Origin of the sequence: Methylobacterium sp. PvR107, from assembly GCF_017833295.1 — a bacterium.
Lineage (GTDB): Bacteria > Pseudomonadota > Alphaproteobacteria > Rhizobiales > Beijerinckiaceae > Methylobacterium.
Map to the genome: position 1 here is coordinate 5082476 of NZ_JAFIBW010000001.1, position 26660 is coordinate 5109135.

At 69.3% G+C, this 26660-nt stretch carries 25 protein-coding genes, 2 tRNA genes and 2 pseudogenes; 19 read left to right on the plus strand and 10 right to left on the minus strand.

Annotation, left to right across the window (positions count from 1 at the left end; all coding sequences use genetic code 11):
- Positions 1-73: 73 nt before the first annotated feature.
- The 4 genes from JOE48_RS24080 (at position 74) to JOE48_RS24095 (ending at position 3965) form a co-directional block, all read left to right on the plus strand.
- Positions 74-637 carry a nitroreductase gene (locus tag JOE48_RS24080; RefSeq protein ID WP_210033508.1) on the plus strand — a complete coding sequence of 188 codons (564 nt, stop codon included), beginning with the start codon at positions 74-76 and terminating at the stop codon, positions 635-637.
- 11 nt (positions 638-648) lie between these two features.
- Complete coding sequence (locus JOE48_RS24085; RefSeq protein ID WP_210033510.1) at positions 649-1278, plus strand: flavin reductase family protein; 630 nt, start codon at positions 649-651, stop codon at positions 1276-1278.
- A gap of 90 nt (positions 1279-1368) precedes the next feature.
- Entirely contained in the window at positions 1369-2454 is a 1086-nt protein-coding gene (locus JOE48_RS24090; protein WP_210033512.1) for a lytic transglycosylase domain-containing protein, read from the plus strand.
- On the plus strand, positions 2451-3965 hold the full coding sequence (locus JOE48_RS24095; RefSeq protein ID WP_210033514.1) for a DUF2336 domain-containing protein: 1515 nt from the start codon (positions 2451-2453) through the stop codon (positions 3963-3965). Before JOE48_RS24090 ends, JOE48_RS24095 begins: the two co-directional genes overlap by 4 nt.
- 36 nt (positions 3966-4001) lie before the next feature.
- On the opposite strand, the gene JOE48_RS24100 is transcribed toward JOE48_RS24095, so the two are convergent.
- Together JOE48_RS24100 and JOE48_RS24105 are read right to left on the minus strand one after the other, a co-directional pair.
- Positions 4002-5867, minus strand: coding sequence for a glycoside hydrolase family 15 protein (locus JOE48_RS24100; protein ID WP_210033515.1), 1866 nt, complete (start codon positions 5865-5867; stop codon positions 4002-4004).
- Positions 5868-6011: 144 nt separating this feature from the next.
- Positions 6012-7250, minus strand: coding sequence for an acyl-CoA dehydrogenase family protein (locus JOE48_RS24105; protein ID WP_210033517.1), 1239 nt, complete (start codon positions 7248-7250; stop codon positions 6012-6014).
- Positions 7251-7366: 116 nt separating this feature from the next.
- On the opposite strand from JOE48_RS24105, the gene JOE48_RS24110 reads away from it, so the two are divergent.
- Both JOE48_RS24110 and JOE48_RS24115 read left to right on the plus strand, forming a co-directional pair.
- A complete protein-coding gene (locus JOE48_RS24110; protein ID WP_210033519.1) occupies positions 7367-8122 on the plus strand; it encodes a response regulator in 756 nt (251 codons plus the stop codon).
- Complete coding sequence (locus JOE48_RS24115; RefSeq protein WP_210033521.1) at positions 8119-9528, plus strand: ATP-binding protein; 1410 nt, start codon at positions 8119-8121, stop codon at positions 9526-9528. Before JOE48_RS24110 ends, JOE48_RS24115 begins: the two co-directional genes overlap by 4 nt.
- 27 nt (positions 9529-9555) lie before the next feature.
- Here JOE48_RS24115 and JOE48_RS24120 read toward each other — a convergent pair whose 3' ends face one another.
- Positions 9556-11712, minus strand: a complete 2157-nt coding sequence (locus JOE48_RS24120) for a methyl-accepting chemotaxis protein (protein WP_210033524.1) — start codon at positions 11710-11712, stop codon at positions 9556-9558.
- A 287-nt stretch (positions 11713-11999) separates the two neighbouring features.
- Here JOE48_RS24120 and rocF point away from each other — a divergent pair, with 287 nt between their 5' ends.
- The 3 genes from rocF (at position 12000) to JOE48_RS24135 (ending at position 14027) form a co-directional block, all read left to right on the plus strand.
- Positions 12000-12968, plus strand: a complete 969-nt coding sequence (rocF, locus tag JOE48_RS24125) for an arginase (protein WP_210033525.1) — start codon at positions 12000-12002, stop codon at positions 12966-12968.
- Entirely contained in the window at positions 12968-13837 is an 870-nt protein-coding gene (locus JOE48_RS24130; RefSeq protein WP_210033526.1) for an urease accessory protein UreD, read from the plus strand. The genes rocF and JOE48_RS24130 overlap by 1 nt, the downstream gene beginning before the upstream one ends.
- Positions 13838-13953: 116 nt before the next feature.
- A tRNA-Cys gene (locus JOE48_RS24135) sits at positions 13954-14027 on the plus strand.
- A gap of 47 nt (positions 14028-14074) precedes the next feature.
- Here the strand turns inward: JOE48_RS24135 and JOE48_RS24140 are convergent.
- A complete protein-coding gene (locus JOE48_RS24140; RefSeq protein ID WP_210033528.1) occupies positions 14075-15754 on the minus strand; it encodes a methyl-accepting chemotaxis protein in 1680 nt (559 codons plus the stop codon).
- A gap of 336 nt (positions 15755-16090) precedes the next feature.
- Positions 16091-16342 carry a hypothetical protein gene (locus JOE48_RS24145; protein ID WP_210033531.1) on the minus strand — a complete coding sequence of 84 codons (252 nt, stop codon included), beginning with the start codon at positions 16340-16342 and terminating at the stop codon, positions 16091-16093.
- Between the two features lie 278 nt (positions 16343-16620).
- Between JOE48_RS24145 and JOE48_RS24150 the strand changes: the two genes are divergently transcribed.
- Positions 16621-16696: transfer RNA gene (locus tag JOE48_RS24150), tRNA-Asn, on the plus strand.
- 193 nt (positions 16697-16889) lie between these two features.
- Here the strand turns inward: JOE48_RS24150 and JOE48_RS31100 are convergent.
- A pseudogene (locus tag JOE48_RS31100) lies at positions 16890-17807 on the minus strand (tyrosine-type recombinase/integrase); the annotation flags it as partial.
- Entirely contained in the window at positions 17804-17992 is a 189-nt protein-coding gene (locus tag JOE48_RS24160) for a hypothetical protein (protein ID WP_210036141.1), read from the minus strand. The gene JOE48_RS24160 and the pseudogene JOE48_RS31100, both read right to left, overlap by 4 nt.
- A 209-nt stretch (positions 17993-18201) precedes the next feature.
- Between JOE48_RS24160 and istA the strand changes: the two genes are divergently transcribed.
- The 3 genes from istA to JOE48_RS24175 all read left to right on the plus strand — a co-directional run bounded on the left by istA (position 18202) and on the right by JOE48_RS24175 (position 21116).
- The gene (istA, locus tag JOE48_RS24165; protein ID WP_210025731.1) at positions 18202-19701 is read left to right on the plus strand and encodes an IS21 family transposase; all 1500 of its coding nucleotides are present in this window, start codon (positions 18202-18204) and stop codon (positions 19699-19701) included.
- Entirely contained in the window at positions 19698-20540 is an 843-nt protein-coding gene (istB, locus tag JOE48_RS24170) for an IS21-like element helper ATPase IstB (protein ID WP_210033532.1), read from the plus strand. The genes istA and istB overlap by 4 nt, the downstream gene beginning before the upstream one ends.
- Before the next feature lie 213 nt (positions 20541-20753).
- Positions 20754-21116 (plus strand): transposase, encoded by a 363-nt coding sequence (locus JOE48_RS24175; protein ID WP_280921385.1) that lies wholly within the window; start codon positions 20754-20756, stop codon positions 21114-21116.
- Between the two features lie 436 nt (positions 21117-21552).
- Here JOE48_RS24175 and JOE48_RS24180 read toward each other — a convergent pair whose 3' ends face one another.
- The gene (locus JOE48_RS24180; protein ID WP_245252944.1) at positions 21553-21981 is read right to left on the minus strand and encodes a response regulator; all 429 of its coding nucleotides are present in this window, start codon (positions 21979-21981) and stop codon (positions 21553-21555) included.
- 916 nt (positions 21982-22897) lie between these two features.
- Between JOE48_RS24180 and JOE48_RS30520 the strand changes: the two are divergent.
- The 5 genes and pseudogenes from JOE48_RS30520 to JOE48_RS24205 form a co-directional block, all read left to right on the plus strand.
- A pseudogene (locus JOE48_RS30520) lies at positions 22898-22993 on the plus strand (NAD(P)-dependent oxidoreductase); the annotation flags it as partial.
- A 2-nt stretch (positions 22994-22995) separates the two neighbouring features.
- On the plus strand, positions 22996-23214 hold the full coding sequence (locus tag JOE48_RS24190) for a hypothetical protein (RefSeq protein ID WP_210033538.1): 219 nt from the start codon (positions 22996-22998) through the stop codon (positions 23212-23214).
- Between the two features lie 128 nt (positions 23215-23342).
- The gene (locus tag JOE48_RS24195) at positions 23343-23954 is read left to right on the plus strand and encodes a cell wall anchor protein (RefSeq protein ID WP_210033540.1); all 612 of its coding nucleotides are present in this window, start codon (positions 23343-23345) and stop codon (positions 23952-23954) included.
- A gap of 72 nt (positions 23955-24026) precedes the next feature.
- Complete coding sequence (locus tag JOE48_RS24200) at positions 24027-24605, plus strand: NADPH-dependent FMN reductase (RefSeq protein WP_210033542.1); 579 nt, start codon at positions 24027-24029, stop codon at positions 24603-24605.
- A gap of 359 nt (positions 24606-24964) precedes the next feature.
- On the plus strand, positions 24965-25297 hold the full coding sequence (locus JOE48_RS24205) for a hypothetical protein (RefSeq protein ID WP_210033543.1): 333 nt from the start codon (positions 24965-24967) through the stop codon (positions 25295-25297).
- 174 nt (positions 25298-25471) lie between these two features.
- Here the strand turns inward: JOE48_RS24205 and JOE48_RS24210 are convergent, their stop codons facing one another.
- The gene (locus tag JOE48_RS24210; RefSeq protein ID WP_210033544.1) at positions 25472-25687 is read right to left on the minus strand and encodes a hypothetical protein; all 216 of its coding nucleotides are present in this window, start codon (positions 25685-25687) and stop codon (positions 25472-25474) included.
- A 305-nt stretch (positions 25688-25992) separates the two neighbouring features.
- Here JOE48_RS24210 and JOE48_RS24215 point away from each other — a divergent pair, with 305 nt between their 5' ends.
- A complete protein-coding gene (locus JOE48_RS24215; protein WP_210033545.1) occupies positions 25993-26145 on the plus strand; it encodes a hypothetical protein in 153 nt (50 codons plus the stop codon).
- A gap of 4 nt (positions 26146-26149) precedes the next feature.
- On the opposite strand, the gene JOE48_RS24220 is transcribed toward JOE48_RS24215, so the two are convergent.
- Complete coding sequence (locus tag JOE48_RS24220; RefSeq protein ID WP_210033546.1) at positions 26150-26623, minus strand: hypothetical protein; 474 nt, start codon at positions 26621-26623, stop codon at positions 26150-26152.
- Positions 26624-26660 lie beyond the last annotated feature (37 nt).

The window sequence follows — 26660 nt, forward strand, 5'->3', positions numbered from 1 at the left end:
CGCAAGGCCGCTCTTCCACCGGCGGCTCGCGCATGCCACATCCCGGTCGGGACCCGATACCGGGACGGAGCGCATGACGGCCACCCTCGACCTCCTGAAGACTCGCCGCTCCGTGCCGCCGCCGCTGCTGGACGGCCCGGGTCCGGACAGCGCGCAGCTGGAGACGATCCTGACCGCGGCTTCACGGGTGCCGGACCACGGCAAGCTCGCCCCGTGGCGCTTCATCGTCATCGCCGGCGAGGCCCGTGAGCGGCTCGGCGTAATCATCGCCCGGACCTTCGCGGCGGACAATCCGGACGCGGCGCCCGATCGGCTCGCGCAGGAGCGCAGCCGGCTGACGCACGCACCCCTGGCGATCGCCGTCGTGTCGCGGGCGGGACCGCACGTGAAGATCCCCGAATGGGAACAGGTGCTCTCCGCCGGGGCCGCCACCATGAACCTGGTCATCGCCGCGAACGCCGCCGGCTTCGCCACCTCCTGGCTGACGGAGTGGTTCGCCTACGACCGCCGCGTGCTCGACGCGCTGGGCTTGGCGCCGACCGAGAAGCTCGCCGGGTTCGTGCATATCGGCCGGGCCCGCGAGGTGCCGTCCGATCGGCCGCGGCCGGCGCTCGCCGACATCGTCACGTATCTCTGAGGGGCTTGGCCGTGCATTACGATCTTGAGGTCCCGCGGGACGCGCGCGCGCTGCCGCACAATCCGCTCAAGGCCATCGTGGCGCCGCGGCCGATCGGCTGGATCAGCGCCATGGATCGCGCCGGTCAGCTCAATCTCGCGCCGTACTCGTTCTTCAACGCCGTCGCCGACAACATGGTCGCGTTCTCGTCCTCGGGCCGCAAGGACGCGATGACCTTCGCGGAGGACGGCGCCGAGTTCGTCTGCAGCCTCGCGACCTGGGACCTGCGCGACGGGATGAACGATTCCTCCGCACCGCTGCCGCGCGGCCAGAGCGAGTTCGCCTTCGCCAATCTCGAGACCGCGCCCTCGCAGAAGGTGCGGCCGCCGCGGGTCGCGGCCTCGCCGGCGGCGCTGGAATGCCGGTGGCTCCAGACCGTACCCCTGGTGCCGCTTGGGGGCGGGGAGGCGGACAACTTTCTCGTTATCGGCCAAGTCGTGTCGATCTATGTCGACGAACGCTACGTGACGGACGGCATGGTCGATACCGCGGCCATGCATCCGATCATGCGCGGCGGCTATTTCGATTACTTCCATGCCACCGCGGATACCCGTTTCCAGATGCGCCGGCCGAAGGGCGCGGGCGAGTTCGCCGGGTCCTGAAAGGAGAACCTGTCCGTCGCGGCGGATTGAGGACTTATTTACCATACGGAGCGCAGGTTCTGGCTGTCTTCAGCCGTCGTGCGCGCCCGGATGTTCCTGTTCACCACGCCGTCCAGCCCTCCGGAAAGTCCGCCTCCCCAGGCGCGGGCGCTGTCGGGTTCGGCCGCCTCGGGACCGGTGGTCCAGGCGATCCGCGACGGCGCGACGGCGAGCGGCGTAGGCTTCGACTACCTCCTCGCCACGGCACGGCGGGAATCGTCCCTCGATCCCGCCGCGAAGGCCGGGACATCCTCGGCCACCGGCCTGTTTCAGTTCATCGAACAGACCTGGCTCGGCGTGATGAAGAATGCCGGGCCGCGGCTCGGCCTTCAGGCGCAGGCCGACGCCATCACGCGGCAATCGGACGGCACCTATACGGTCCCGGATGCGGGCCAGCGGCAGGCCATCCTCGATCTGCGCCGCGATCCCAAGGTCTCCGCGACCCTCGCCGGCGCCCTGACGCAACAGAATGCCGAAGCGCTCACGGGCGCCCTCGGCCGCGAGCCGACCGCGGGCGATCTCTACGCGGCGCACGTTCTGGGCGCCAAAGGCGCGGCGGCCCTGATCTCGACCGCCCGCGCGTTTCCTGAGCGCGCCGCCGCCCTCGATCTTCCGGACGCGGCAGCGGCCAACCGTTCGCTGTTCTACGACCGCGCCGGACGGCCGCGCAGTGCGGCGGAACTATACGCCAGCCTCGCGGCAGCCGCTCAGGGTGCGGCGGCCACCGACATCACCGCCCTGCGCCAGGACAGCGCCCCGGCCACGCAGGCCGTCTCGGCCTATGCCAGCACCGCGACGGCGTTCGGCGGAAGTTCCGACCTGCGCAGCCTGTTCCAGACCGATCAGCGCGGGGCCGTGTCGGATGCCGCCGCCCGGCTCTGGCAGACGCGCAACAGCGCGCAGCCCGCCGCGCACGCCGAGCCGACCTACTTCCCGCGCTCCGACCCGGACGCGCCCGCGAGCGTCACAGCTCCCGATCCCGTCGTAACGGGCGCGCTTCCCGCGACCGCGGCGACGCCGCCGGGGACCGCGCTAACCAATCCGCCGCTGCCGCCCCGCCGCCCGGCGGAGTTCGCCGCGGCCAATGCCATGACCGGCGGCAGGACCAGCCTGTTCGCCCCCCGGAGCGGTCCATGATCATCCGCGAGTTCCTGACCCGGACACAGAACGGCTCGGCCAGTCATCGCGCCGAAGCCGCGTCGGTCCTGGCGCGGACCTATCTCTACGGCAACCTCACGGCCGACGAGGCGTGGGAAGCCAAGACCGCACTGCTGACGATTCTCGACGATCCGTCGCCGGTGGTCCGGCGCGCCCTGGCCGAGACCTGCGCCGCGTCGGCGCGGACGCCGCGCCCCCTCGCGGTCGCGCTATCCTGCGACGTGCCCGAGGTCGCGCGGCTCGTGCTGGCACATTCGCCGGTGCTGACCGATGCGGATCTCGTGGATGCCGCGGCCCTCGGAGACGAGGCGACGCGCGCGGTGATCGCGGCCCGCCATCACCTGACCCACGCCGTCTCGGGGGCGCTAGCGGAGATCGGCGAACCGGGCGTCCTCGTGGTTCTCGCGCGCAACCCCACGGCCAAGATCACGGCCGGCCGGATGCTGCGCATGATCGAGCGGCATGGCGACGAAGCCGCCCTGCGCGAGGCTCTGCTTAGCCGGGCGGACCTGCCGCCTGAGGTCCGCCACGCGATCGGCCTCGCGGTGGCGGAAGCCCTGTCCGACTTTGTGACACATCGCGGCTGGCTCGGAGGCGAGCGCTGTGACCGCTTGAGCCGCGAGGCTGGCGAGCGCGTTGCGCTCGAGGCCTGCGGGGGTGCGGGGGCGGCCGCCGTGGCGCGGCTCGTCGCCCATCTGCGCACGACCCATCAGCTCACGGCCGGACTGATCCTCCGCGCCGTCCTGTCCGGTCGGATCGACTTCGCCCTGGCGGCCCTGGCCGACCTGTCCGGCCAGGATCATGCCGGTGTCGCCCGAGCCATGCGCGATCCGCGCAGCTTCGCCGACCTTCACGCGCGTGCTGGTCTGCACGACGCACTCCTGCCGGCGATGCAGGCGGCGGTCTCGGCGTGGCAGGAGGTCGGCCGCCGCCCGGCCGCAATCCGCGGCGCCGGCCTGTCACGGCAGATCATCGAATGCGCCATCAGCGCCTGTGACGACCTGCCCGGGCCGGCCATGCATCCGGTCCGCGCGCTGCTGAACCGGTATGAGGCAGAGGCCGCCCGTGACGAGGCCCGTGAGGTCGCTCGGACCATCGCCGCGGAGGCGCTCGCGCGGGAGAATGCCCGTCGCGACGCACAGGCGGCCGACGCCGCGTGGCGCGCCGCCCTGGACAGCCAGCGCCGGACCGAGTTCGCGCCCTCCGTGGCCGAGGCGGAGATCATCCCGGCGGCGGAGATCGTGGCCGCTGCGCCGGCCGCGGAACACCAGAACCCGGTCGGAGCGATCCTCGAGGCTCTGCCGGATCAAATCCTGGCCTGGTACAGGACCGAGGAGCCCGAGATCGATCCGGAGGCCAAGGCGGCCACCGATGCGGTGCTCGACGGGCTCGGCGAGGGCCTGCTCGATCTTTTCCGCGCCAGCCAGGACATCGCCGCACCGGCGGTCGCCGCGGCCGAGCCCGACAGCGCGGTGAAGATCGCCGCCTGAGGAGGCAGCCGAGCGGATCGAACGCGCAGCGCGTCCCTATTCGGCCGCTCTGCGCCCTTCCGCCTCCGCCGCATCGGCAAGCCCGTAACGCGCGATGCTGCTCTCCAGCCGCAGGGCGGCGTTGATCAGGGCCATGTGGGAGAAGCCCTGCGGGGTGTTGCCGCGCTGCTCGCCGGTATCCGGATCGATCTCCTCGGCGAACAGCCCGACATCGTTCCCGCGCGCGATCAACCGCTCGAACGCGGCCTTCGCTTCCGCGGTGCGGCCTTCGAGGGCGAGGCAGCCGACTCGCCAGAAGGCGCAGGCCGTGAAGGTGCCCTCATCGCCGTCGAGGCCGTCATCCATGCGGTAGCGATAGATCAGGTCGCCGCGCCCCAGCTCCCGCTCGATCGCGGCCAGCGTCGAGCGCGTGCGTGGGTCCTTCGGATCGAGCGCCCCGAACAGGGCAGCGCGCAGCACCGCCGCGTCGAGGTGATGCGAGCCGTAGGCACCGACGTAAGCCTGCTTCTGCGCATTCCAGCCCATCTCGAGATACTCCGCCCGAACCTCCGCGGCGACGCGCTCCCACGCGGCGATCTTCTCCTCCGGCACGCCCGCGATGTTGCGCCCGATGCGCGCCGCGTCGGTGAGCGCCACCCAGATCATCGCCTTGGTATGGAGCTGCTGGCGCCGCTCGGTCCGCAATTCCCAGATCCCGTGATCCGGGTCGTGGCGGTGCCGGATGGCCCGCGCGGTGAGGTTGTCGAGCACGGCCGGCAGACGGTCGTTGACCTTCTCGGGCGGATCGTAATCCACCGCCTCCAGGAAGATGCACAACGCCCGCAGCAACTCGCCGTAGATGTCGTGCTGCTCCTGGAATTCCGCGACATTGCCGATCACCACCGGCCGCACGCCGTTCCACCCGGCGAGATGCGTCAGCTCCTCCTCGGGCGGGATCCCGTCGGCGATGCCGTACATCAGCCGGGTGTCGCGCCCGTGGGTCCCGTCCCGCTCGCGCAGAAAGCGCAGGAATTCGGCGGCCTCGCGGACGTAGCCCAGCATCACGAAGGCTGTGACCGTGAAGGAGGCGTCCCGCATCCAGCTGAAGCGATAATCGTAGTTGCGATTCCCCGGGACGGCTTCCGGCAGGCCGGCGGTCGCCGCCGCCAGGATCCCACCGGAGGGCGAATAGGTCAGCAGCTTGAGGCATAGCGCCGAGCGCATCACCGCGTCGCGATAGGCACCGCGATAGGTGCTGCGGGCGCACCAGCGGTGCCAGTACTCGACCGTGGACTCCATGCGGCGCTGCGCGCCGGCGAAGTCCTCGATGCACGCCTCCTCCTGATCCTCTCCGTGGGTGAGCACCAGATAGGCGGTCTCGCCCGCGCTCAGGGTAAAGCGGACCGCTGCCTCGTCGCCGGCGAGGTCCGGCCGCGGATGGGCGTTGACCCGCAACCGCCAATCGCCGGCCTCGAAGAGCACGGAGGCGCCCTCGATGATCGGCGTGCAGGCGCGGCGTGCGTAATCGAAGGTCGGCCGCACGACGAAGCGGCCGGTCACCTGCCCGGCCTCGCAGGTGAGCAGCCGGATCAGCCGGCTCTCGCCCTCGCCGTCGGGACCTTCGTCAGGTTCGGGACTCGGCGGGTTGACCGGCATCACGTCCACGAGCCGGGCTCTCCCGGTGGCGGTCTCGAAGGTCGTCTCCAGAATGTTCGTGTCCGGCACGTAGCGCCGTGACGTCCCGGCGAGCCCGTCGAAGACCAGGCTGCAGGCGCCGCCCTTCTCGTCGTCGAGGAGCTTCAGGAACAGGGCGGGCGAGTCGTGGCGCGGCCAGCACAGCCAGTCGATCGAGCCGTCGCGGGCAATCAGCGCGCAGGAATGGGTGTCGCCGATGAGGGCGTAGTCGCTGATGGGCTTCGACACGTCGTTTCCGGAATGCGGCTGGCCCTGCGCGGCAGGACGAGAACTCCGTGGGGAGTTAGCCGGGCGATGCCGAGCGGGGAGTCCCGCTCGACGATTCGCCGCACGAGCGCGCCTGTCTTGGCGCTCAGGTCTTGACGCTCAGGTCTAGGGCCGGGGCAGCATCCGATCGCTGATGATGCGCCGCTGAATCTCGCTCGTGCCCTCGAAGATCGTGGTCAGACGCGCGTCGCGCCAGTAACGCTCGACCCGGCGCTCGGTGGTGTAGCCGTTGCCGCCATGCAGCTGCATGGCCTGGTTGGTGACGCGCACCGCCATCTCGGTGGCCAGCAGCTTCACCATGGCCGATTCGCTCTCGGCGGGCTCGCCCTGGTCGAGGAGATGCGCGACCTGGTGCCAGAAGGCCCGGGCCTGCGCGACCTCGGCGGCCATGTCGGCCAGGGCGAAGCGCAAGGCCTGGAAGTCGCCGATCGGATGGCCGAACTGGACGCGTTCCTGAAGGTAGGCTTGGCTGTCTTCCACGGCCGCCCGCGCCACGCCGACGGCGCGCGCCGCGGTATGGACCCGGGCGATGTTGAGGCCGCGCTGGACCGCCGCGAACCCGCCGGAATCGGCGTCGGCGCCCTGGTCGCCGTAGAGGCCGGTGAGCCGGTCGCTCTCGGGCACCCGGACATCCTCGAGGGTCAGCTCGAAGGTCTCGAAGCCGTGATAGCCGATCTTGTCGATCACCCGGCCGGTCATGCCGGGCGGAAAGCGGTCGCGCTCCTTGATGACCAGGAACGGCTCCAGGCCGGCCGAGCGCGATTCGCCGGGCTCGGGGTCGCGGGTCCGGGCCAGGACTTCGACGAAATCCGCGCCCTTGGCGAACCCGGCCCAGCGCTTCGTCCCCGTCAGCCGCCAGACGTCGCCATCCCGCACCGCGCGGGTCTGAACGCCGGCGAGGTCGGAGCCGGCATTGGGCTCCGAGAGGGAGATCGAGCCGATCCACTGTCCGCGGGCGGAGCGTCGGAGGAGGTCGGCGCGGCGCTCCGGATCGAGAGTCTGCGTCCCGAGCCCCTGGCCCCGCGCCAGGATGCTGCCGACCGAGAGCCACGCCCGCGCCAGTTCCTCCGAGACGAGGCAGTACTCGAACACGCCGAGGCCCAGGCCGCCCTGTTGCTCGGGAATCGTGATGCCGAACCAGCCCTTTTCGGCCATGGCGTCGATCAGCGTGCGGGGCATCTCGCCCTTCTTCCGGTCGAGCTCGTCGGCCAGGGGGAGCACCGTGTCGGCGGCGAAGCTCCGCGCCTCGTCCTGAAGCGCCGTCCGGATCTCGGTGCGCCACGGTGAGGCGAGTTCCGGCGGATGCGGTGCGATCCACTCGCTCCGAGCCTCGTTCTCGGTCATCGGTTCCCCCTTGTCATGTCGCAACCCAATGCAGGATGCAGGCGGGAAACACGCGCTTACAAATTGGTTCCGCCAACCATCTTCGAATAATCGTCGGATCGGCGCATAATAGCCTGATGATGCAGGCCGAACCGCACACAGACTCCTTCGCGATGACTGCTCCGGCAACACCCCACATCCTCGTGGTCGAGGACGATCGGGAGATTTCGGCCCTCATCGCGCGCTATCTGCGGGGCAACGATTGCCGCGTCACGCTGGCGGGCGACGGGACCGACATGGACCGCGCGCTCGCGGAATCCCGCATCGATCTGATCGTCCTGGACCTGATGCTTCCGGGGGAGGACGGCCTGAGCCTGTGCAAGCGTCTGCGCGGCTCCTCCCAGATCCCGATCCTGATCCTCACGGCGAAGTCCGAGGATGTGGACCGGATCCTCGGCCTGGAACTCGGGGCCGACGATTACCTCGCCAAGCCGTTCAACCCGCGAGAGTTGCTTGCCCGCATCCGCGCGATCCTGCGCCGGGTCGCTGCCGAAGCGCCCGATTCGGACGAGCGCCGGCGCCTGCATTTCTCCGGCTGGACGCTCGACGTGTCCCTGCGGCAGGTCCTGTCGCCCGAGGGTGCGCGCATCGCCATCACGGGCGCCGAGTTCGACCTCCTCCATGCGCTGTGCCTGCGCCCGGGTCGCGTCCTGTCCCGCGACCAGCTTCTCGATCTCACCCAGGGGCGCACGGCCGGCCCGTTCGAGCGCAGCATCGATGTGCTGATCTCGCGCATCCGGCAGAAGATCGAGCGCGACACACGCAATCCCGAGTTCATCCGCACGATCCGCTCGGGCGGCTACCTGTTCACGCCCGAGGTGACGCGCTCATGACCGCGCTGCGACGCCTGCGCCTCCGGCTGCGACCGACGACCATCGCGGGCCAGATCGCGCTTCTGGTGGTCGCCGGCATCGCGGTGGCGCACGTCGTCGCGACCGTCGCGTTCCTGCTCCTGCATGAGGCGCAGAATCCCGACGAGTTGCCGGGCGTGGCGGCGAGCCGCCTGGGCACGCTGGCGCGGCTCCTCGATGCGGTGGATCCGGCCGCCCGGCCCGCACTCCTGGCCAGCGGTCACAGCCTGCCGCTGATCCATGTCGAAGGCTGGGACGGGGCGGTGCCGCCCGGCGCGAAACCTGTTCCCGACCTTCCCGTCATCCACCGCCTGCGCAACGGCGCCGGGCGGCCTGTGACCATCACGGACCTGTCGGGCGGCGACCCGGAACAGAGCCGCTCGCCGGCGCGGCTGCATATCGGCATCGTCACCCCCGCCGGGGCGATGCTCCAGGCGACCCTGCCCAATGACCCGCTTCGAACGCCGAAGCAGGGCGCGCTGATCTTCACCGTCGTGTTCCTGGCGCTGACCCTGGCCCTGCTGAGCGTCTGGGCGACCCGGGCCCTGACTGCCCCGCTGAAGCGTCTGGCCGGCGCGGCCGAGGCGTTCGGAACCCGCGACGATCACGTCGCGCTGCCGGAGGCAGGCCCCCGCGAGGTGCTGGCGGTTTCCCGGGCCCTCGACCGGATGCGGTCGCGGGTGCGCCGGCTGATCGACGACCGGACGCAGATGCTCGCGGCGATCAGCCACGACCTGCGCACGCCGATCACGCGGCTGCGCCTGCGGGCTGAGTTCATCGAGGACGATGCCGCCCGGGCCGCCACCCTGCGCGACTTGGATCAGATGAATGGTCTGGTGGAGACGGCGCTGTCCTTCGTCCGCGACGGCCAGACCCGGGATACCGGCAGCCACAGCCTGGTCGATCTCGCCTCGGTGGTTCAGACCGTCTGCGACGATTTCTCGGATTTCGGCGCGCCGGTGAGCGTCGGCCGCAGCCGGCACGTTCTGGTCCAGGGCCGCCCGGAGGAATTGCAGCGCGCCGTGACCAATCTCGTGGACAACGCGATCAAGTATGGCGGCCGCGCCGAGGTCCACATGGACGCGTCCGAGCGCGGCGTCCGCGTCTGCGTGCTCGATCAGGGCCCGGGCATAGCAGAGGCCGAGCGCGAGGCCATGCTACAGCCGTTCGTGCGCGGTGATCGGGCGCGCAACCTCAACGAGGCGAGCGGCTTCGGCCTGGGCCTCTCGATCGTCCAGGCCATCGTCGAGTCCCATAACGGGCGGCTCACCCTCGAGAACCGGCGCGAGGGCGGCCTCTGCGCGGCGATCGAGCTGCCCCTGGCGGCCCAGGCCTTCGCCGGCCGGCGGGAGCAGAAGCCTGCGCCGGTGCCGGCCGAGGCGGCCTGAGGCCGTCCGCCCCGGCGGCCGACGCGACTACGCCGCCCGCACGTTGCGCAGGAATTGCGCGACCTCGGCCCGGAGCTGCTCCGAGCGCGCCGCAAGGGCGTCGGAGGCCTGGGCCACGGAAGCGGCCGCCTGGCCGGCATCGTCGGCGACCCGGGCGACCTCGGCGATATCGGCCGTCATCATGCCGGTTCCGGTCGAGGCCTGTCCCATGCTGCGGACGATATCCTGGGTGGTGACACCCTGCTGGTCTACCGCCGCCGCGATGCTGGTCGATACCTGGCTCATCGCCTCGATCTGACCGGCAACGCCCTGGATCGCGCCGCCCGCATCGCGCGCCACAGCCTGGATTGCCTCCACCTGTCGGCCGATCTCCTCTGTCGCCCGGGCCGTCTGCGTGGCGAGTTCCTTGACTTCGGCGGCGACGACCGCGAAGCCGCGACCCGCCTCGCCGGCACGCGCGGCCTCGATCGTGGCGTTGAGCGCCAGAAGGTTGGTCTGGCCGGCGATCGTCGAGACCATCCCGACCACGTCGCCGATCCGCGTCGCGGCCGCAGCGAGATCGGCCATCGTCTGCTCGGCCCTGCGCGCCTCCCCGACGGCAGTGGCCGACATGCCGGCGGCCTGCTCCACTTGGCGGCCGATCTCCTGCACGGTCGCGCCCAGCTCCTCCGCGGCCGCCGCCACGGCGTTGACGTTGTCGGACGTCTGCCGGGCCGCACCGGCGACGCTGGTCGAGCGCTGCGAGGTGCCGGCGACAGCAACCCGCATGGTGCCGGACGCGTCCTGCAGAGCCGCCACCGCGCCGGTCAGGCCCTCCACGATGCCGCCGACCGAGTGCTCGAAGCCGTCGGCGAGTTCCTTCAGCATGGCGCGACGGCTCTGCTCCTCGCGCAGGCGCGCCGCCTCGGTGGTCTGCAGCTGTTGTGCGGCATCCTCCAGCGACATGTCCCGGATCGTCACGACGGCGCGGGCGATGTCCCCGATCTCATCCCGCCGCTTGCTGCCGGGCACGTCGGCGAGGCTCTGCCGGTCGGCGAGCGCCTTCAGGGCGCGGGTGAGCGCGCCCAGCGGCGCCACGATCGAGCGCGCGAGCAGCAGGCCCAGGAGAGCCGTGCCCAGCAGGACGAAGAGGCCGGTCAGGATCAACGTCCGTGACAGCGCGCGCACGGCGTCGATGGCCTCGGCCTGCGCCTGCTCCGCGATGACCGTCCAGGGCGCGCCCAGAACGGTGAGCGGCGAGACGGCCGCCATGTGCGGCCCGTCGGCGGCGGTGAAATCGACGCTGCCGCCCGCCTTGATCTGGTCAGCGGCGATCCCGAGCGGCGCGAGCCCGCTCCCGGCCTTCACCGCCGGATTGAGCGGCGGATTGCTGCGCAGGAGCCCGTCGGCACCGGCCGCGAGGATCTGCCCCGTCTCGCCCAGACCGGTCCGCTTGGCCAGCGTCTGATCGAACAGGGTCGGCGTCACCCGCATGACGATGAAGCCGATCCGCTCCGCCGCCTGCGCGGTTCCCATGGCGACGTTCGCGCGCTTGGTCATGGCGCGCCCGATGAACGCGGCCGGAGCCCCATCCACCGGGTAGGCGGCGAAATCCTCGAACAGCACGGCGTTCGAATCCGCGGATTTGAGACGCTCGACCAGACGCGCGAGGGCGGTCCGCGAAAGGGTGTCATCCGAGATCGACTTGGCGAAGTCGGCGCCTTTCGTCGTGGTGTAGGCGATCCGGCCGCCCTCATCGAGGAACATGAGGTCGGCGTAGCCCGGCTGAGCGATCAGCTTGCGGGCCACCTCGTGAACCTTGACGTGCCGGCGGCCATACATCGAAGCCATCCCGGTGCCGTCGAGCGCCACGCGCGCCTCCATCGTCTGCGGCGCCCGGAAGGCCTCGATGACGGCGGCGGTCTCGGGCTTTGCCGGATCGAGCGTCTCGATCAGGTCGGGAAAGTTCGAGACGATCTGCGGGTGGGCCGCGACGGCCAGGAAGTCGGCCTGCATCCGGTCGGCCACCAGCTCGATCCCGTCCCGGCGCGCCGCAGCGGCCAGCTGAAGGCGCTCGTGCGCCGCACTCATCAGTCCGGACCGCGCCGTGTACCAGCTGAAACCGCCCATCGCGGTGGCACTGAGAAGCGCCAGCCCGACGGTCATCGCCGGAAGGCGCGTGCTCAGCCGCGAAAGAATAGTCATGGTGGGCTCTGGACAGTTTGAAGGAGGGGAGAATCTCGCGGAAACATAGAAGCAATGCTCGTGAAGGGCGCGTAAACGGCGCTCGAGCGGTCCGGGTCTGTCGATCTCCGGCTCATGCGGAGAGCCGGAAAGCCGGCACCGGCCATCCGGGCACGTCCCTGTGCGGCATGCATCATCGGCGGCCGACGAGGCCGACAGCCGCGGTGATCGAACCGCGGCCCGGGGCCTGCTAGAGCAGCTGCGAGGCACGAGCCGCCGCTGGACCCCGGGCGGCCGAGGGAGATCGGATGACGAGCGAGGCCACCCCCGACCGAGCGTGCAGCATTGCGCTGATCGGCGTCCCGATCGAGGTCGGAACCAGCGAGCCCGGCGCCCTCATGGGTCCGGCGGCCCTGCGCACCGCCGGCTTGGTCCGTGCCCTCGCCGACCTCGGCCATATGGTCACGGATCACGGCGACGTCGTTCCCGACGAGCCGGCCGAGGCGCGGGGTCTCACCGCGGTCGCCGCATGGTCGCGCGCCCTGTCTCGGGAAGTCCTGGCCGCGCTCAAGGCCGGTGCGCTTCCCCTGGCCGTCGGCGGCGATCATAGCCTCTCGGTCGGGTCCATCGACGGCGTCATGCGCCACTGCGCATCGCAGGGGCGGCCTCTCTTCGTGCTCTGGCTCGATGCCCATGCCGACTTCAACACGCTGGAGACCTCGCCCTCCGGCAATGTCCACGGCATGCCGCTGGCCGCGCTCTGCGGTGAGCCGGGCTTCCCGCGCCTGTTCGCGGAGCCGGCGCCTCCGCCGCTCGCGCCGAGCCACGTCCACCTGTTCGGCCTCCGCTCGATCGATGCGGGCGAGCGCGCGTTGGTCACGGCCCGGCGCGTCGGCGTGACCGACATGCGCACCATCGACGAATTCGGCGTCGTGGCCCCGCTACGACGCGTGCTCGACGGAGTTGCCGCCCTCGGTGCGCATCTGCATGTCAGCCTCGACATCGACTTCCTCGACCCGTCGATCGCACCGGGCGTCGGCACGACGGTGCCAGGCGGCGCGACGTTCCGGGAGGCGCATCTGATCATGGAGATGCTGCACGATTCCGGTCTCGTGCGTTCGCTCGACGTGGTCGAGCTCAATCCCTTCCTGGATGAGCGCGGGCGCAGCGCCCGGGTGCTGGTCGAGCTGGTCGCCAGCCTGTTCGGAAGGCGCATCCTCGACCGGCCGACCCTGCCGATCGAGGCGGTGTCGGGCGAGGCATCCGAGCGCGCCTGATGCACGGCCGCATCCCGGATCCTAACTCGCGGCAAGCCGCGGATTGCGCGGCGCCGCTGCGTCAGCGCTCGAACGGACAGGTCCGGCTGCAGGCCGGTCCGGCGCATCCGGGAGGGGCGACGCGCATCATCGACCTCGCGGAGTCCGGCCCGTCCCGGCTGCGTTTCCCGCGTGGCGACGGCGCGCTCGAGGCCGTGCTGGTCAACACGGCCGGTGGGGTCGCGTGCGGCGATCACTTCGCGATCACGCTCGATCTCGCGCCCGGAGGCGACCTCGTCCTGACCACCACGGCCGCGGAGAAGATCTACCGCTCGGACGGACCGGTGAGCCGGATCGAGAACCATGTCTCGCTCGGTGCCGGCGCAAAGCTCGCCTGGCTGCCGCAGGAGACTATTCTCTTCGACCACGCACGGGTGCGGCGGCGCTTCGAGGCCGACCTCGCACCGGGCGCCGCGCTGGTCGCCGCGGAAATCGTCGCGTTCGGTCGCGCCGCGCGGGGCGAGCGCATCGCAGACGGGCTGTTCGCCGATGCCTGGCGGGTGCGCCGCGCAGGGCGTCTGGTCTACGCCGACAGCTTCGTGCTCGATGGCCCCATCAGCGACCTCCTCGCGCGACCGGCGATCGGCGGCGGGGCAGGCGCCTGCGCGACCCTGCTCGACGTCTCGGACGGCGCCGAGGCGCGCCTGGACGAGGCGCGCGCGCGGTTGGCCGAAGCCGGCGCATCCGGGATCGAAGCGGCCGCCAGCGCCTGGAACGGGCATCTCGCCATCCGCGCCCTGTCCGGTGCCGTCGGGCCGCTGCGTGGCCTCATCGCGCGCTTCCTGACCGGCTATCGTGGCCTGCCGATGCCCCGGGTCTGGCAGAGCTGACACGATCCTGCATCTTCGCGCGTCGCAGCCGTTGCCTGCGGCCGCCGACCTCTGCTAGAGACGCGCACCCGGAGCTGACCGCCCAGCTCCGCACGGTGCCTCGGCGCCGTTCAGAAGGCCTCGTGGCGGAGTGGTTACGCAGAGGACTGCAAATCCTTGCACCCCGGTTCGATTCCGGGCGAGGCCTCCATCTTACCGATCATTGACCGTTGCTGTGTCTCAGCGGCCTGACCGGCGTCAGGCGCCGTGGACCTGGGCCATGAAGGTCTCGATCGCCTGCTGCAGGCTGTGCGTGCCCGCATTCACCCGCGACGCGCTGCCCCGCACCTGTCCGGCCTGAGCCTCATTGGACGCGGCCGCCGCCCGCACACCCGCGACGCTCTCGGAGACTTTCCGCGCATCCTCGGCCGCGCTGAAGATCGCGCGCGCGATCTCCTGGCTGGCATGGCCCTGCTGGTCGGTGGCGTCCGCGACCTCCGCGGCAATCAGGCTCATCCGGGCGATCGTCTCGCCGATCGCCGCGATGGCGGCCGCCGTCCGATCCGCAGCTTTCTGGATGGAGTCCACCTGCCCGGTGATGCGGTCCGTGGCGCCCGCCGTCTGTCCGGCAAGGGCTTTGACCTCGGCGGCGACCACGGCGAAGCCGCGGCCCGCCGCGCCCGCGCGCGCGGCCTCGATCGTGGCGTTGAGCGCCAGCAGATTGGTCTGCTCGGCGACATCGCGGATCAGCGTGACCACGGCGCCGATCTCTTCGGCCGCCTGCGCCAGGCTCGACACCGTCTGCGCCAGGCCCTGCGTGTCGGTGCGAGCCGTCGCGGCGATCTCGCTGGTCTGACGGACGCGAGTCTCGATCTCCCGGGCGGAGGCCGACAGCTCCTCGGCCGCACTGGCGATGCTGTCAACGATCCCGGCCGTCTGGCTCGAGGCGCCAGCCACCACGGTCGCCTGCACGGCCATGACGCCGGCATTCCCCGACAGCGTATCGGCCGCCGCCTGCATCGCCTCGGCGGAGCCCGCGAGATCCGAGACAGCGCGGCGTGTCTCGGTCTCGAATGCGCGAGTCGCCTGGGCCAAGGCCTCTGCCCGGATCCGGTCGCGATCGCGGCGTGCCTGCGCCTCTTGGTCGAGACTTCGCTTCTCGATGAGCGCCGTCCGAAACGCCGCGATGGCGCCCGCCATCTCGCCGATCTCATCGCGGCGGCTCGTGAACGGAATCGTTCGCTCGAGCTCGTCGGCCGCCAGAGCCGTCATGCAGACCTTCAATCGGTGCAGCGGTCGCCGGACCTGCGTGACGATGATCCCGATCGCGGCAAGCAGGCCGATCGCCAGCGCCACCGCCGGCACGCCAATGAGGGTGATCCGCGCCTGGCTGCGATCTGCGGCGTCGGCGGCGCGGCGCGCGTTCAGGCGGCCGAGTACGTCGCGCCCGAGGGCACCGATCTCGGCGATCATGTGCTCGCGGTTCCTGACCGTCGCCTCGTCCGTGGCCTGGATGAGGGCCGCCTTCGGCGAGATGGTCAGTCCCAGCTCGGCCGTGTCATTCTGGTAGGCGATGAATTCCTTGACGAACAGGTCGAACCGGCGACGCCGATCCTCGGGCAGCTGGTCCGTCATGGCTTCGAGAAACGGCACGCGGACCTGCTCCACCACCAGCAGAGCCGCATGGAGCGCGGAGAGACGCGTTCGCGCCTCCGTCTTGTCCTCGGCAGTGTAGAGCGCTGTCGTCTGCACGACGGCATGCTCGATGGCCTGGCCGAGTGCCCCGGCTTGCAGCCCGGCGTTCCAGATCCTGTCGGTGGCGGCGGCGCGCTCCTGCTCCCGGCTCGATTGGCGGATCGCGAAGAGCGAGATGCCGACCGCCACAAAGGCCAGCAGACCGATAACAGCTGAGAGCTTGAGTCCGAGAGAAATGCGCATGGGCCCGAGGTCACGTTCGCAGGAGAACCGGAACGCTTAAGACATAGAGCTAGCGAACGCACCGCACATCCAAATATAGCCGGCAAATTCGAAAATTTCCACTTCATCCTTGCGCTGTGTTCAAACCGAAACTCTCGCATTATCCGTCAGAAAAATTGCAGTTTCTGGACCGTGCGTTCGCTTTTGAACGCGCATGACGGCACCTATGTAGTCTCACGGGCGCAAATGGACCGCCGATGCTCAAGTCGCGCCGGCAATCCCGTTGGCCCGGCGCGTGTTCGGCTGATCGACGCTGCGCCGTGCAGACTTGGGTCGCGACCGGGCGAGGATGGCCCCTCAGTGCCCGCAGACCCGGGGGACCGTCGCCTCTGCATTCCAGGCTTGACGTGTCTCGGGCCCGGGTACGGCCGTGACGATCTCGCGACGCAGGTCGTCGCACTGGGCCTCGACGAGATCGGGCAGGATGTCGGCCTGCAGATCGTCGAAGGCTGCGATCAGCCGTGGGCCGCCGGCGATCCACTCGAAGGCGACGCGGACCTCCCGTTCACCGTACGGATCCTGGGGGTCGAGACAGCGATGGGTCAGCATGTGTGCAGCGCGCAGAAGCCGGCTCGACCGGCGAGGCTGGTCCCGTAGGCGTGCGTCGTGACGCTCGGATGACCCGCGGCGCCGATACGCTCTTGCCTGGATCCGACCGCTGGGCCGAGTTGCGCGATCGCTTGTTGCCGATCGACCCAGCTGTTGCCGTCAGGCCGCAGGCGCGCGCCTTGCTCCTGCGACGCCCGCTGCGAGGCGTCAGCGATGCGCAGATTGCGCGCCGAGGGCCTTGCGCCCCGCGATCCCGGTGTGTACAGACGCGACCGTGATCCCCGATAGCTCAGTTGGTAGAGCAGGCGACTGTTAATCGCCTTGTCGCAGGTTCGAGTCCTGCTCGGGGAGCCATCACTCCAGCAACGCCCTGAACTTTCGAGCTTTTCTGCTCTCGCTCCCGCACCGGGTGCTGAGGTGCGGGAATAGCGTCGCCGTTCCAACGGTCGGCAATACGTTCCGCCAGCTTCGTTCGATTGGCGCCGCGCACGTAAGTCGCGCTCTCACGGCTTCCCTCGGCCCATCCGAACCACGCGTTCAGCTCAGCCTCAGTCGCGCCGCTCTCGGCTGCTCGTCGCGCGCCGGCTTTGCGCAGGCCGTGGGCTCGGCCCGGCACGCCGGCCTTCGCGCAGGCATCCCGAAACCAGTTCCCGAAGCTCTCCTTCGTCATCGGTCGGCCGCGCTCGCCGGTGATGAAGGTCAGCTCGCCGACCGGACTCGCGGCGATCGAGGCGGCAAGGGGCGGAAGGATCCGGATCGTCACGTCCTGGCCGGTCTTCTCCGTCTGAATACGGATCCGGCCATCGCGCACGTGCGGGCGTCCGACGCGGGCGGCGTCGCCCCGGCGCAGACCGGTGTAGAGCAGGAGGTCGAGCGCCAGGCGCTCGCGGGTGCCGAGCGGCCAGCGCACCTCGAAACGGGCGACCTCGTCCTCGGTCCAAGTGTGGAAGCCGTTGCGATCATTGGGACCGCTGAGCAGCTTCACACCGCGGGTCGGATCGGCCTGCAGGTACTCGCGCTCGACCGCGAAGGCGAACAGGCCGCGCATCGTCTTGAGCCAGTTGTTGGCGCCATGTGGTCGGGCGGCACGGCGGTCCAGGCCCTCCCGGATGGCCCGCGCGCTGATCGCCTCGATCGGCTCGGTGCCGGCGATGCGCACGGTCTCCTTCAGGATGCCGGACCGCTGCGCGCGGGTGGCCGTCGACAGCGCCTCGGTCCAGTGGGCACTCACCATGTAGCGGCCGATCAGCCATGACATGGTGCCGACTGTGACGCCCTTCGCCACGGGCGCGGGCTGGCCCGCCAACGCGGCCTCATACTCGGCCACGAACGCCTTCGTGCCGTACGCTGCGCGCAAGCGGATGCGCGGTCCGGACCCACGCCGGAAGTACCAGACCGTCTCGCCGTGGCGGATGGTCTCACGGTGGAGGTGCTTCGGGCGCGGGCGGGGCATGGCGGACCTCATAGGACCACCACATGCTCCCGGTCGGCAAGCCGGCGGCCGGCTGGCGCCTCGACGGGCTCGCCCGGCTCGATGGTGATGCTTCCCTCGCGCATCACGACCCGCACCTTCGGAAAACCCGCATCGCGCATGGCGCGAATCGCTCGGGCGATGTCGGCCTGCGTCACGGCGGCAGCGCGGCGCGGCATCAGCGTCTCCGCTCTGCTGGACGCCGCTCCTACGCCAGATGCGGTCGCCGCGCCAGGATCGCGGCCGGCGCGCGCCAGGACCGCCGCCCGTCGCGCTCGGACTGTGTAGGGCGGTGACAAAACCATCCACTGGAGCGTCGGCGTCGTGCTGATGCGGGCGGCGTAAAAGCCGGCCAGTGGAGAAGCTTCTCTTTCGAGAGGAGCTGGGGATGTTTGCCGTGGAAGTCTACGCGGCCGTTCGGCAGTTCGTGTTTATCGAGGGCAACTCTCGGCGTGAGGCGGCTCGAGTGTTCGGGCTGAGCCGAGAGACGATCGCCAAGATGTGCCGGTTCTCCCTGCCGCCGGGCTATACGCGCTCGAAGCCGGTCGAGAAGCCGAAGCTTGGGCCTCTTCTGCCGGTGATCACGGCCATCCTGGAAACGGACCGAAGCGCGCCGATCAAGCAGCGGCACACGGCCAAGCGGATCTTCGAGCGTTTACGCGACGAGCACGGCTATGCCGGCGGCTACACGGTGGTGAAGGACCACGTGCGGATCTGCCGATCGCAGGGGCGGGAGACCTTCGTGCCGCTGGCCCACCCGCCTGGCCATGCCCAGGTTGACTTCGGCGAGGCGGTGGCCACGATCGGCGGCGTGCGTCGCAAGATCCATTTCTTCTGCATGGACCTGCCGCACTCCGACGCCTGCTTCGTGAAGGCATATCCGCGGGAGACCACCGAGGCGTTCCTCGACGGGCACGTCGCCGCCTTCGCCTTCTTCACGGGCGTGCCGCTGTCGATCCTGTACGACAACACGAAGATCGCGGTCGCCAAGATCTGCGGTGACGGGCAGCGCGAGCGCACGCGCGCCTTCACCGAGTTGGTGAGCCACTACCTGTTCCGCGACCGCTTCGGCCGTCCGGGCAGGGGCAACGACAAGGGCAAAGTCGAAGGGCTGGTCAAGTTCGCCCGGTCCAACTTCATGACCCCGGCTCCGGAGGCAGCTTCGTTCGAGGCGCTGAACGCTGATCTGGAGCGACGCTGCCGAGTCCGGCAGGATGAGTGTGCCGGTCGGTCTGCCGAGCTCATCGGTACGCGGCTCGTGGCCGACCGTGCGGTCCTGCGCGCCCTGCCGGCGGTCCCGCTGGAGCCGTGCGAGAAGCGGGCTGGTCGTGTCTCCTCGACCGCGCTGGTGCGCTATCACGGCAACGACTACTCGGTGCCCACCGCCTACGGCTTCCGGGACGTGCTGGTGAAGGGCTTCGTCGACGAGGTCGTGATCCTGTGCGGCGGGATCGAGATCGCCCGGCACGAACGCAGCTACGGCACCGGCGTGTTCGTCTCCGAGCCGCTGCACTACCTCGCGCTGATCGAGACCAAGCCGAACGCCCTCGACCAAGCGGCGGCCCTCCAGGACTGGGATCTGCCCGAGGCGTTCCAGCACCTGCGCCATCTCCTGGAGGCGCGCATGGGCAACCGGGGCAAGCGCGAGTTCATCCAGGTGCTGCGCCTGATGGAGGCGATGCCCAAGGACGTGGTGGCCGCAGCCGTCGCGGAGGCGATCCGGCTCGGGGCGATCGGCTTCGATGCGGTCAAGCTGATTGCGCTGGCCCGACTCGAGCACCGACCGCCCCGGCTCGACCTGGCAGCCTATCCGCACCTGCCCAGAACCACGGTGCGGACCACCGTGGCTGCCGACTATGCCGTGCTGGTGCCGGAGGTGGCCGCATGAGCCCGGCGCGCGACGAGACCACGCCGGGCGTCCTGCTGGCTCACCACCTCAAGCAGCTCAAGCTGCCCACGGTGCTGCGCGAGTACGACAAGGTTGCCCGCGAGTGCGCTCAGAGCGGCCTGGACCACTCGCGCTACCTGTTGCGGCTGGTTGAACTGGAGCTGATCGACCGTGAGCGGCGCATGGTCGAGCGCCGCATCCGGGCGGCGCGCTTCCCGGCGGTGAAGAGCCTCGACACGTTCGACTTTGCCGCGATCCCGAGCCTGAACAAGATGCTCGTGCTGGAACTGGCCCGCTGTGGCTACATCCTCGGCCGGGAGAACGTCATCGCACTTGGCAACTCGGGCACTGGCAAGACCCACATCGCCTTGGCTCTCGGCTTGGCGGCTTGCCAGAAGGGCTTCTCGGTCACGTTCACCACCGCGGCCTCGCTGGTCAACCAACTCCTGGAGGCGCGCGACGAGCGTCGTCTGCTCCGGCTTCAGCGCGAACTAGCCGCGGTCAAGCTCCTGATCGTCGACGAACTCGGCTACGTGCCGCTGTCGTCGACGGGGGCGGAGTTGCTGTTTGAGGTCTTCTCGCAGCGCTACGAGCGTGGCTCGACCGTGGTGACCTCGAACCTCCCGTTTGAGGACTGGACGTCAGTTCTGGGCTCGGAACGGCTCACGGGCGCGCTGCTCGACCGGCTGACCCACCACGTCAGCATCCTGAGCCTGAACGGCAACAGCTACCGCCTCAAAACTTCCCGCAGCCGGCGCGGCCGGGCCGAAGGGGCGGAGCAAAACCAGGCCACCGCCGATCCTCACGACCCCGAGACGGGCGAGATCCCGCCGGCCTGACCCTTACGATCGGCGACGAACGAAGAAGGGGCCCGATCGGGCCCCTTCTTCGTTCGAGCTGCACGTTGCCAGTGGCCTGATTTTGCTCCGACACGGCGGCCTGGAATTGGTCCGCCCTTTACAGCCATCGCGCTCACCCGCACCCTGATCTGGTGGCTCTATGCCGACCTGAAGGCCTGGGCCCGCGCCCCTTGCCCCAAACGAGCCCGCGCCCTGCGCGCCCGCTTCGACCGGATCTTCACACGCCGCACCGGCGCAGTGATGCTCGACCGGCTGCTCGCCCGCCTGCACCGGCACAAGGCCGCCTTGCTCCGCGTGCTGGAGCGGCCCGAGATCCCGCTCCACACCAACGGCTCGGAGAACGACATCCGCGCCTGCGTGACCAAGCGGAAGATCTCGGGCGGGACGATGAGCGAGGCCGGCCGCACCGCCCGCGACGTCATGTTCGGCCTGATGAAGACCTGTGCCAAGCTCGGGATCTCGTTCTTCCGCTACCTCGGTGACCGCCTTGGGATCCCGGACGGTGACGCGATCCCGTCCCTACCGGATCTCGTCAGAAACGCCGCAACGGTCTGACCGCCCGGCAATCTGCCCCGGTTACCAAGTTGCTCTGTCTAACCCTGAAGGTTAGATATTTCAGGTTAGACACCTGTCGCTTGCTCTGGCCATCGGGCTCATGCTGTCAAATGCGAGGTCAGTCAACTCTAGGTACGCGAGCAACCAGCTCATCAACACGGTTCGCGCTGAGGGAGCAGCCACGGACGCCGGTCTCGGTGTGCTCCTCGCGTTGATTGTACCTGCAGGCAGGCTCCAAGGCTCATGAGGCGGCCAGAGCCGAGGCGGCGGTCCCGTGGGCTTTGGGAAGCACCCCCGCTCGGAACGAAGCTTCATGCTGCGCTAGGCCCCTGTGGGTAATTCTACGCCCGTCTGCTCTCGAGCGAGAGTCCCAAGAAGCGGACATCGCCTCGGCCAAGCTGATGGGGGTCAGACCGAGCCGTCGTGAAAGCAAGCGTTACGTTTTGTCCGGTTCTGTCGTGGGAGCGGCGACAGCTCCCATGCCGTTGCCCATCTCCATTCCCGTATGGGGCGGTACACCGCCGGGGAGTACGGGAGCGCCTGAGGGCTCGTCGTGTACCTGTGCGAGGCCAGCCTCCACTTCGTGGATAAGGTCTGCAAAGTCGTAGGGCTTGCTGAGCAGCCTCACGCCCGGCGGCAACACGCCCTGAAGATCCGCTCCGGCCCCTGAGGTGACGATGATGCCAACAGCGGGCCAACGGTGATGAACGAGTTGGGCCAGGGCAACACCATCGCCCACGATGCCGCGTCCCGTAATCAGCATGCTCACTGGGATCGGTCCTTCCAGGACCGCCAGCGCCTCGGCGGCCGTGCGGACCTCTATGGTCTGGAAGCCGACATCCTCCAGCATGTCGGCCGTGACCATACGGACGACCTCGTCAGCCTCCGCAATGAGGATGGCTAAAGGCCTACTGCTAGCCAAAACGGTGCTCCGCGTGATCAGGCCGGGAGCGCTCGCTGCTCTCACGCACTGACGGCCGGTCCGAAGCCAGTGATGGTCCCTTATGCGCCACTTTTCCGCTGGGCGCGATGACCCTGGGTTGTGGCAGCTCGCCACCCAAGGGCGCACCCTAATACGGTCGCTTTCCACCCCAGAACGGAGTCCCAAGAGGTCTGGCAAATGACCGCTTATGGAAAACGCCCACGGTGCTTTGGACGGCTGGGGCGGGTCGAAAGCCGCCGCAAGCCCAACGCTCAGTAAGAGGCCCGCACACGCATCCCGGTAGTTCCCGTCGAGCGCCTGTGCCGTTGCCATATTAACAATATTTAATAGATTTTATTCTAAAATTAAGCGTGTAATTGTGTTAGACAACCTCAAAAAGATCGACGATAACAGTTTTCGGTTGGAAATTTTTGCAGAATCTCAGTACTCGAAAAACCGGCAGTATTCCGCGACGGTTCACCGCCTTGTCGCAGGCTCGAGTCCTGCTCTGGGAACCGTCGACTTTCTTACATCTTGTGTGTGCTGGCTTGTCTGCTCTCGCTCCACGCAGGCCGTGGGCCCGGCCCGGCACGCCGGCCGACCCGCAAGCATTCCGGAACCAGTTCCCGAAGTTTTTTCTGGTCGTCGGCCGGCCGCGCGCCCCCGCGATGAACGTCAGCTTCCCGACGAGGCTCGAGGCGATCGACGCGGCGAGGGGAGAGAGGATCCGGATCGTCACCGCCTGGCCGGTCTTCTCCTTTCGATGCGGATGCGGCCGTTGCGCACGTGCGGACGCGCGACACGGACGGCGTCGCCGCGGCGTAGACCGCTGTAGAGCAGGCGGTCGAGCGCGAGGCGCTCGCGGGTGCCCATGAAGCGCCCCGGCCAGCCCTGCGAGCTCGCACCGGTCTGCGTCATGCCGGCGAGCCCGGAATCCAGCTACGTTTCCGGTGCGCGATGCCCTCCGTCTTCGGCCTGCCCCTGGCGATGGCCTCGCTCTTCACGCGCGGCTGCATCCTCATCCAGAGCGCCGGCACGCGCGCCGGGGCTGTCGCCACGGGTCTCGGCGTCCTGTTCTTGCTCTGGGCCCTGCTGAACGCGATTGCCCTGCTGGCTTTCCGCGCCGGCACGCACACGCCCGGCCCGGTCGTCAGCCCCGCGATGTCGGCTCGGTAGGTCCCGGCAGAAATTGCCGCGCGGTCGAACCTGCCGATGCCGTGACCGGGTGGGTGATTGAAATCACAGGCGAATTTCTGGAACGCGCCGTGCCTGCCGAATCCGGAAGGTGGCAAGAGGATTCGGCTATGTCGGTGAACGCAGTTTCAGGGACATCCCTTCAGAAGGATCTCGTCAGCGCGTTGCGTCAGGCGCGCGCCGCAAATGCAAAGCCGGTGGATGCCGACACGTTCACACCCGCGTCGCAGGCTGCCGGCTCAGCCCAGAGCGCCAGCAGCGCCGCCCAGTCGAGCGGCACGGCCGCCGCGCCGGCCATGTCGAACGATCTGATGGCCTCGCTCCTGCAACTGCAATCCGACTTCAGCCAGATGGGCCTGCAGAACGGCGTCACGTCGCCGACCGACTCGGCCGACGCCGCCGGGGCCGCCGCGACCTCCGGTGTGTCGAACGCGAGCCAGGCCGCGGGCGATGCGACCCCGGTCCAACGTCCTCGCAATCACCACCACCATCCGCTCGCGCCTGGCGCCGCGGACGGCACGCAGTCCGGCCAGGCGAGCAGCGCCTCGGACACCGCATCGGTCGCGGGCGGATCCCCGAGCGGCGACGCGTCATCCGCGGCCAGCATCGGAAATGGTCTGGACTCCATCCTGCAGCAGGTGACGAAGGCGATCGCCGCCTACGCGAGCGGCGGCCCCGTGGGCATCGCGGCGGCCGCGTTGACCGGCACCGCGAAGGCCTGACCGGACGGGGCGCGCGGCGTGTCTGGAGCGGCGCGCCCGGCTCTGGCATGATCGCGCCGATCGGAGGCCATCATGACCCTGACCGTGCCCGTCATTCTCGGCAGCGTCCGAACCGACCGGATCGGCATCCGGGCCGCGCGTTTCCTGACGTCGAAGCTGCAGGCGCGGGGCCATGCCGCGCCGCTCGTCGATCCTGCCGAGCTGAAGCTTCCGCTGCTCGACCGGATGCACAAAGAATATCCGGCCGGCGGGGCACCGGAACCGCTCGAGCGGCTGGCCGCCCTGTATCGTGGATCCGACGCGTTCCTGATCGTCTCCGCCGAGTATAATCACGGGGTCCCGCCCGCGCTCTCGAACACCCTCGATCACTTCCTCGAGGAGTATTACTGGCGGCCGTCAGCGATCTGCTGCTACTCGGCGGGACAGTTCGGCGGTGTCCGGGCGGCCATGCCGCTGCGCGCGATGCTCGCAGAGATGGGCATGCCCAGCATCCCTTCGCTCCTGCCGATTCCCCGTCTTCAGAAAGCCATCGACGAAGACGGAACGCCCGCCGAGCCTTGGCTCGAGCAAGCCGCGAATCGGTTCCTCGATGAATTGGAATGGTATGCCGAGGCCCTGCGTACCCGGCGCGCGCAGGGCACGCCATACTGACATCCGCCGCGGCCCCTTGCCGGAACGATTGGGGAGTTGCGATGTCCGGTGCAGACCGCTCAAACGATTGCCGGCCGGCCCTGCCGTCGACACCGGTGCGGCGGATCTTCGGCTGACGAATACAGATTAATCTTTTACCTCTTCGGCATCCCACCCCCTATCGCCGAGCGGCAGAACCGAGCTGGACCCCATAGGAACTCGAATAGTGCCAGCATCTTTCCAGAAACATTGACTGGCACGATGCTCGGCGCGCTGCACCTGCTGCCTGCGAGACTGTATTATGCTGTTGCAAAAAGGTGGCTGCACAGTCCGCGGAAGTATGAGAGCTTAGCCGTGTTCCCGAACGCGGACTGATTCCCATGAAGATCGACGAGAGGGCGCCCTTTCAGGAGCGCGTGCGGACGCTCGTCCTGCGTCACGCGCTGGAAGCTGTGCTTGCGCGCCTCGCGACGGCCACGCAGGAGGCCGGGGCCGATACCGAGATCGAGTTCCTGGATCTGGAGCAGTCCCTGGTCTGCGCCGCCCGCGGCATCGCGGATCGGGCGACCACGCAGAAGCTGGCGGTGCTGGTCGCCGTCGAGGATGCCACCACAACCATTCGCGCCGCCTTCGACGCCGCGCATGAGCGTCTCGACGCAGTCCGCCCGGTGCATCTCACACTGGTCGAGACGCCGGACGCCGTAGCCGCCTGAAGCAGGCTGCAGGCCGAAATCCTCGATCTGGCGTATGCCGGCCTGCGTCGCGGTCCGGCCCGGGATCGGGGACATTCCTTACACCGAGGCGCTTCACCGGCCCGCGCCGGGACGCCATCGCCGGTCGCGTGCGGTGACCCTGTCGGCCCACCGCACGCGATCCCGCAGCGCCGCTTACTGCTTGGCGCGGTTGATGATCGTCCAGAGCACACGCGCCACGGGCTCGGTGACGGTGCGGCGATACTTGCGATGAACGAGCTGGCCGTTGTGAAAAACGTCCTGCTCGACATAGAGCCGCTCGCCGTCCCAGCGGACGATGTTGTCGGACTCGATCGTCTCCTCGACACCGAGATCCTCCCGCAGGATCGTGCTGCCAGTCTGAGTGAGCATACGCGCGTCCTCGTTCACGCAATCATTGGCGCCGGTTCGGCACGGCCGCGCACCGTGACACGCGTCCGCAGGTACATCCCGGCTGCAGGCAGCATAGGAGCGCGTCGGGATACATGCCAGCGACGCGGTCGACGCAATCGGCCGACCGTAACCGGGTGGTGTCAGGCCGGCAGCGGTTCCGGCGGAACGTGACCGATGTGCGCTGCGGCACCTCGGCTTCGACTGCCTGGTGCGATGCTTCACAAGCGCGCCAGGGCTGCACACAGGACTCTTCCTGAAGCGGCGATCGCGCGACGGAGGCGCTCATGCTCGCTCGCCCGTTCCGGTTCATCGCCCCGACGCTCGCAGCCCTTGGCCTGATCGCCCTGCGTCTGGCCAGCCCGCTGATCGGGCCGGTCGCCCCCTGTCAGCCCGACGCGGCCGAGGACGGCGGCGTCGTCTTCCGGCACTATCTCTGAGCGATCAGCCGCGGCGGCTCAGGACGGCGCCCGGGACTGCGCAGGCCGGCTGGGCTGCCGGCCCGAGGATGATGTCGCCCTGACGCGGATTGTTGACCGTGAACGGCGCGGTTTCCTGCGTCCCGAAAAATCCGCGCCCGAGTTGCGGGACGAACAGATCGTCGCCGAACCGGACGAAGCAGCGGTCGAGCACAGCCTCGTAATCGAAGGTCCGGTGCAGCACCGGTTCGCCGCCGACGCCTGGGATGCCGCAATAGGCTGACACGTCGATCTGGCCCGGTCGCGACAGGCGCACGGGCAGGGATCGCCCGGGCGGCAGCGTCACCGGCGGTCCCGCCTCATTCCGCACGACGAGCACGAGGTTCGAGCGGTTATAGACGCGGCGGAGGCAATCCGCCGAGGCATCCGAGGCGGCTGGGACCGTCCCGGCGATGCCGAGCACGAGGCCGGCCAAGGCGCGCGCAACACGTTTCGTCAACGTCAATCCTCCGCCGCCGATCCGATCCACCGGGACC